The following is a 6,132-nucleotide window of genomic DNA, read 5'->3' as shown; positions in this document are numbered from 1 at the left end:
CCTCGACGAGGTGATGGGCGGCCCGCAACCGGGTCGCCGCCGCGAGGTTCTGCGCCAGCGTCGCCGACCGCGCCACCTCACTGAGCGCCTCGGCGCCCAACGTGTCCAGAGCCTCCGGCACGGCGCGCAGCGCCCCGAACGCCGCCGAGCTCGTCGTCGTCACCATCGGAACCACTACCACCACACCCCCAGTCGCTGATCGAACCTACGTGCGACTCTACCGTGGCCGGTGGGATCGCACAAGCATTCGAATACTGGTCGGCCGGTCCGGTCTCCCTCAGGTCTGGCGCACCTCGGACGCGGGGCTGTCAGACCGTGCCCGCGCTCGCCACTGCAGGTACGCCAGACCCGCCCACGAGACGAGCACGGCGGTCGCGACGGCGACGTGGGCCGTCCACAGATGCTCCGCGGGGTAGATGACGTCGGTGAGGTAGTGGTCGATGAACCCTGAGGAGGGCAGCGTCTCCTCGCCCGCGCGGGCGCGTCCCCAGTTCTCGACGTGGGTGAGCGGACAGACCCACCCCACCGTCGCGATCCCCAGTCCGTACGCCGCCGTCGCCAGGTGGGGCCAGAACGTCCACCGCCATCGCCACGCGAGGAAGCCGCCCACCACCATGTACACGAGGAAAGCTGCGTGGAGGATCATCGCGGTGTCGGCGACGAGTCGGTAACCCATGAGTCCAGGGTGCCAGCCGGAGCGCGGGACGCGAGTGGCCTGATTCCCGCGGCCTCTGCTACGGTGTCCCGCATGTCGATCGCTCGCGCATATTGGCGCTTTATGTGGGCTCCGGGTGGAGCCCGCGCCGCGAGCGCACACGTCCGCTAACCGGACGTCCCGACACCCGGAGCCCAGAGGCGGTGACCACCATGGTCGCCGCCTCCCGCCATTTCCCACGGCGGATCCGGGTGCGACACAGGGCACCGACCAGGATCACGGCACCCGGCCCGCCACCACCACCGCATCAGGAGCGCACCGCCGTGACCATCACCGCCGAGAACCCCACCCAGACCGCCGACCGACGCGTCCTGTCGTACTCCCCGTTGCCGACGCCGACCGAGATCCTCGGAGAACTCCCGCTGGGGGAGGCCCGCGAGGCACTGGTCGACCGCAGCCGCGGTGAGATCGTCGACATCCTCGCCGGGCGTGACGACCGCCTGCTCGTGGTGGTGGGTCCCTGTTCCGTCCACGACCCGGACGCCGCACTCGACTACGCGGAGCGCCTGGCGACCCTCGCCCGGGAGGTCTCGGAGGACCTGCTGATCGTCATGCGCGTCTACTTCGAGAAGCCGCGCACGACGGTCGGGTGGAAGGGCCTGATCAACGACCCCGCACTCGACGGCAGCTACGACATCCCGCGCGGTCTGCGCACCGCCCGCAGGCTCCTGTTGGACGTGCTGGACCTTGGACTTCCCGTCGGTTGCGAGTTCCTGGAACCGACCAGCCCGCAGTACATCGCCGACGCCGTCTCCTGGGGCGCCATCGGGGCGCGGACGACCGAGAGCCAGGTGCATCGCCAGTTGGTCTCCGGTCTGTCCATGCCGGTGGGGTTCAAGAACGGCACCGACGGCGAGGTACAGGTCGCGGTGGACGGATGCCGGTCCTCGGCATCGCGCCACGTGTTCTTCGGCACCGACGCCGAGGGTCGGGCAGCCGTGGTGGAGACGGCCGGCAACACCGACTGCCACGTGATCCTGCGCGGTGGGACCCGCGGTCCGAACCACGACGCCGAGTCGGTGGCCTCCGCGGTGGCCTCGGTCGCCAAGGTGGGACTTCCCGGCCTGGTGATGGTCGACGCGAGCCACGCCAACTCGGGCAAGTCCCACGAGCGCCAGGCCGAGGTGGTGGCCGAGCTCGCCGAGCGCATCGGGGCGGGGGAGCAGGGCATCTCCGGCCTGATGATCGAGAGCTTCCTCGAAGCCGGGTCCCAGTCCGTCGACGCCGCCGACCTCGTCTACGGCAAGTCCGTCACCGACGCCTGCATCGGCTGGGACACCACCGAGGACGCAGTGCGCGCGCTCGCCGCGGGGGTGCGCGCCGGCCGACGCGGCTAGAACCCCCACGGGTCAGGGGGACCCCTGTGGAGGGGGCGTCGCGCGGTAACCTCTTCCGGGTGGACGCCTCCTCCCCGTTGTACTCGCTGTACGAGTCGCGACTCCGGTCGTCACTCGAGGGTGCCCGGCTCCCACGTCATATCGCCGTGATGGCCGACGGCAACCGCCGCTGGGCCAAAGAGGCGGGGTTCGCGGACGTCGCGCACGGTCACCGGGCCGGGGCGGTCAAGATCGCCGAGATGCTCGGCTGGTGTGACGAGCTGGGCGTGGACGTCGCCACCATCTACCTCCTCAGCACCGAGAACCTCGGTCGTGATGCCGATGAGCTCGACGAGCTGCTGCAGATCATCGCCGACGTGGTGGACGAGATCACGGGCCCGGACAAGAACTGGGATGTCCGCATAGTCGGCCGGCTCGAAGTGTTGCCCGACTGGCTGGCCGAGCGGCTGCGGCACGCCGAGCGCGCGAGCACCGGGCGCCGGGGGGTCAAGGTGAACGTCGCCGTGGGCTACGGCGGCCGGCAGGAGATCGCCGACGCGGCCCGCGAGCTCGTCGCACAGCTGATCGAGGACGGTCGGACCGGGCAGGACCTGGTCGACGGCATCACCGTCGAGGCCATCGGGGAGCACCTCTACACATCCGGTCAACCCGATCCCGACCTGGTGATCCGGACCTCCGGCGAGCAGCGACTGTCGGGGTTCCTGCTCTGGCAGAGCGCGTACTCGGAGATCTGGTTCACCGAGGCGTACTGGCCCGCGTTCCGCCGCGTGGACTTCCTCCGTGCCCTGCGCGACTACGGCGCCCGCAACCGCAGGTTCGGGCACTGATGCCGGCCGCGAACGCTCCCGAGTCCGGGGTGGCCGTCCCGGAGTCGTTCACCGTTCGCTCCGTCTGCGTGGTGGACCAGCTCCTCACCGTGCCGGGCCGCGTCGGGGTGACGGCGATCGACAAGCGGCCGGTCGACGGCCCTGTGCAGGTCCGCGAGTACGGCCTCCACGGCGACGTGCAGGCCGATCGCGAACACCACGGCGGAGTATGGAAGGCCGTCTACCTGCTCTCCGACTCCGATGTCGCGCCCTGGGAGCCCGAGTTCGGCGGGCCGATCCCGCCCGGGTTCTTCGGCGAGAACCTCCGCGTGACCGGCGTGGACACCTCGCAGCTCCAGATCGGTACGGTGCTCGAGGTGGGCGCGGGCAGCGGTCGTCGCGGTCCGTTGCGCCTCGAGATCACCACGCCACGCATCCCGTGCCAGACGTTCGGCGACCGCGTCGGCAAGCCCAGGTGGGTGCGCCGGTTCACCGAGGCGGGTAGGCCGGGCGCCTACGCCCGCGTCCTGCGCCCGGGTCCTGTCGAGGCGGGCGACGAGATCCGGCTGGTGTCGGTGCCCACGCACGGTGTGACCATCGGGAGGGTGTTCGAGGGGGTCGACGACGACGAGGCCCGCCGCCTTCTCGACGAGTACGCGCTGGCCGACCTCGCGCCCAGTCTGGTGCGCAAGCTCGACCCCGCGACGGACGTCCGGCCCGCCGACACGGACGCCGACTGAGCCGGGCTCCGTCCGCTGCCCTCATCGCGCGGTCGATTTCGCTCACGTTCTCCCAGTTCGCCCGGGGCGTTTCGCGTCGTTTGCGACCACTCGGCGGTGATGGTTCGGCGGTGCTCACTCGGCGAGGTGGTCCCACACCGGCCCGGCGGTGCGCCACAGCGCGGGCGCCTGCTCGCGGCCCACGTCCGGTAACCGGAATGCCCCGCTACCGCCGGCCGTGGTGGCGACGAGCGTGGCCAGACCGGCGCGGCGTTGCAGAGGCGAGCGCCGGATGTTCCAGCCCAGGATGCCGTTCCGATCGAGAATGTCGGTCCGCCGTGTCAGTGAGCCTTTGCGTAGCGCCACCACCCCGTCGGTGAGGGCGTGCCCGAGGCCTCGGGCGTTGTCGAACGCGGCCCAGATCGCGACGGCGGCGGACAGTCCGAGCGAGACCAGCGGGACCCACCAGAGCCACGGCCAGAGCACCGCAGGGACGAGCGACACCCCCGTGATCGCGACGACGACCGCGCCCGCCCGGACGAGCCTCCGTCGACGTGCGGCGGACGGGTGGGCCAGGAGCGCGGTGGGCACCGGCTCACCGAGAATCGTCCCGGCCACACCGGCGGACACCGCCCGTGGCGAGGGGGGAACCAACGCCGGACTCTGCTTCTTCTTCCCCTCGTCGTCCTTCCCGGTGCCTACCCCCGACGCGATCACGTCGAGCCGAGCAGCTCCGAGAACTCTGAACCCCGGGGGTTCGTGGAGCGTGACCCCGCGTATGCGGCGGCCGTCGAAGGAGGTGTGCCGGCCCACGAGCAGTCCCCGCCGCAGCTCGAGCGAACCGTCCTCATGGCGCTCGAGTCGCAGGTTCCACCAGTTCTCCACGAAAAGGGCCACCGATGCGACGGTGCCCACCACCAAGGCGAGAAGCACCACCCCGGCGGCGATCACCGGGATCGGCAGGTCGCCGATCCGGGACCAGATCCAGTCGAGCATCTCGGGCACGGCCCTGAACCAGTCAGCGACCTGGAACACCACACCGATGCCCAGGAGGCCGAACAGGGGAGTCATGACGCTCGCGGGCGCGTAGCGGACCCACACCGGGTCCAGGCGCACGAGCTCGGTGGTGTCGGTGGCGGCGCGCTCGGCGAGAAGCCGACGTCGCAACTCCTCGGCGACCTCGCGGTCCAGTGCGCCGAGGATGAGTCTGGACCCGTCGGTCTCGCCACTGGCCAGTCGCACCGTCGCGATACCCATCCGGCGTTGCACCAGGTCCGCCGAGATCTCCACGTTTCGCACCCGACCGGTCGACAGGCTGGTGGTGGAGGTGGAGAGGAATCGGACGCGGCGTTCGATCCGGTGCGCGTCCACGCGATAGCTGGTCACGGCGAGCCGGGCGGTCTCGATGACCGCGGTGGCCGCTGCGCCGAGGATCATGCCGCCGATGGTCCACAGCACCACCCATGCCGGGCCCACCCCGGCGAGCAGGAGCGCGGAACCGGCGGGAACCGCGGTGACGGCCAGGGCCCCCGCGGCCACGATGGTGCTGGCGGCGACGGTCCGACGGTCGAGGCGACGCCACTCCGGTGCGGTCATGTGGCGTCCCGCTGGTCGTCCTGCGCCAGCAGCGTCAACCTGTCAGCCATCTCCTCGGCCTGCGCGGCGTCCAGCGCACTGATGCGGACCGCTCCCGACGAGGAGGCGGTGGTGACCACGACGGTGGCCAACCCGAACTGTCGTTGCAGGGGTCCGCGGGTCTTGTCGACGGTCTGCACACGCGACAGCGGCGCGGCCCGCCACTCCTCCCAGAAGAGGCCACTACGGCTGTAGACGGCCGTGTCCGTGGCCTCCCATCGATGGATCGCCCAACGCACCCTCGGCACCGCGACCAGCGCCACGGCCATCGCGACCGCCCAGCCCGCAGCCGCGAGGAGGACCCACGGAGACAGGACCAGTCCGAGGATGACGGCCACCACGAGCGGCCCGGCCATCCACAGTCCGACCTGGGCGGTCCACCAGCGACGACACCGGGGGTCGACTCGGTGTCGTGGCGGTCTGAGTCCGATCGCTGACGAGTTCACGGTGTCCAACATAGGGCCCCTGTGAAACGCTGGCCGACATGAGTCTTCTCCGACGCTACCGGGCAACCGGCGCTGACCTGCCCTTCGGCGACCCGCTCCGCGCACACGGAGTGGCGATGGAGGGATACTTCCTCCGCGTGACCGACCGCGACCGAGGCCGCGCCCTGATCGCGCTCATCGGGATCAACCGGGGGCCGGACGGGCACTGGGCGACTCTCGGACTGGCATCCGACGAGGTGCCACCCCGGTCCGGCGCGACCGGGGAGCCCCGGCCGGGTGACGGCGCGACGTCGTCGTCCCTCCGCCTGGCGGCCGCACCCGAGGGGTGGGCCGCCCCCGACCGCCTGGGCGCGCGCTCCGGCGACCTGTTCGAGTACCGGCCGGACGGCGTGACGGCGGACATGGGCGAGGGGGCCCGCCTGCACGTGGAGATCACCGATCCCGTGGAGTGGCCGCACCGGGCCGTCGGCGGGA

The 6,132-nt window shown here is 71.3% G+C and carries 6 protein-coding genes and 1 pseudogene; 4 read left to right on the top strand and 3 right to left on the bottom strand.

The features are described 5' to 3' along the window. Nucleotides 1-277: 277 nt before the first annotated feature. Complete coding sequence (locus G6026_RS06330; RefSeq protein ID WP_107756848.1) at nt 278-676, bottom strand: DUF2784 domain-containing protein; 399 nt, start codon at nt 674-676, stop codon at nt 278-280. A 302-nt stretch (nt 677-978) separates the two neighbouring features. Between G6026_RS06330 and G6026_RS06325 the strand changes: the two genes are divergently transcribed. Genes G6026_RS06325 through G6026_RS06315 form a run of 3 tightly spaced genes read left to right on the top strand, consistent with a single transcriptional unit; the run spans nt 979 to nt 3,598 of the window. Continuing rightward, nucleotides 979-2,052, top strand: a complete 1,074-nt coding sequence (locus tag G6026_RS06325) for a 3-deoxy-7-phosphoheptulonate synthase (protein ID WP_182612611.1) — start codon at nt 979-981, stop codon at nt 2,050-2,052. A gap of 59 nt (nt 2,053-2,111) precedes the next feature. After that, on the top strand, nt 2,112-2,879 hold the full coding sequence (locus G6026_RS06320) for an isoprenyl transferase (RefSeq protein ID WP_182612609.1): 768 nt from the start codon (nt 2,112-2,114) through the stop codon (nt 2,877-2,879). Further along, on the top strand, nt 2,879-3,598 hold the full coding sequence (locus G6026_RS06315) for an MOSC domain-containing protein (RefSeq protein ID WP_182612607.1): 720 nt from the start codon (nt 2,879-2,881) through the stop codon (nt 3,596-3,598). The genes G6026_RS06320 and G6026_RS06315 overlap by 1 nt, the downstream gene beginning before the upstream one ends. 114 nt (nt 3,599-3,712) lie before the next feature. On the opposite strand, the gene G6026_RS06310 is transcribed toward G6026_RS06315, so the two are convergent. Continuing rightward, a complete protein-coding gene (locus G6026_RS06310) occupies nt 3,713-5,173 on the bottom strand; it encodes a PH domain-containing protein (protein WP_182612604.1) in 1,461 nt (486 codons plus the stop codon). After that, nucleotides 5,170-5,568, bottom strand: a complete 399-nt coding sequence (locus G6026_RS06305) for a PH domain-containing protein (RefSeq protein WP_228548955.1) — start codon at nt 5,566-5,568, stop codon at nt 5,170-5,172. The genes G6026_RS06310 and G6026_RS06305 overlap by 4 nt, the downstream gene beginning before the upstream one ends. 128 nt (nt 5,569-5,696) lie before the next feature. On the opposite strand from G6026_RS06305, the pseudogene G6026_RS06300 reads away from it, so the two are divergent. Then, nucleotides 5,697-6,132, top strand: a pseudogene (locus G6026_RS06300) (hypothetical protein); the annotation flags it as partial.

Source organism: Dietzia sp. DQ11-38-2, from assembly GCF_014145055.1.
GTDB lineage: Bacteria > Actinomycetota > Actinomycetes > Mycobacteriales > Mycobacteriaceae > Dietzia.
The sequence above is the reverse complement of the archived record's forward strand: the minus strand, read 5'-3'. Positions and strand labels throughout refer to the sequence as shown.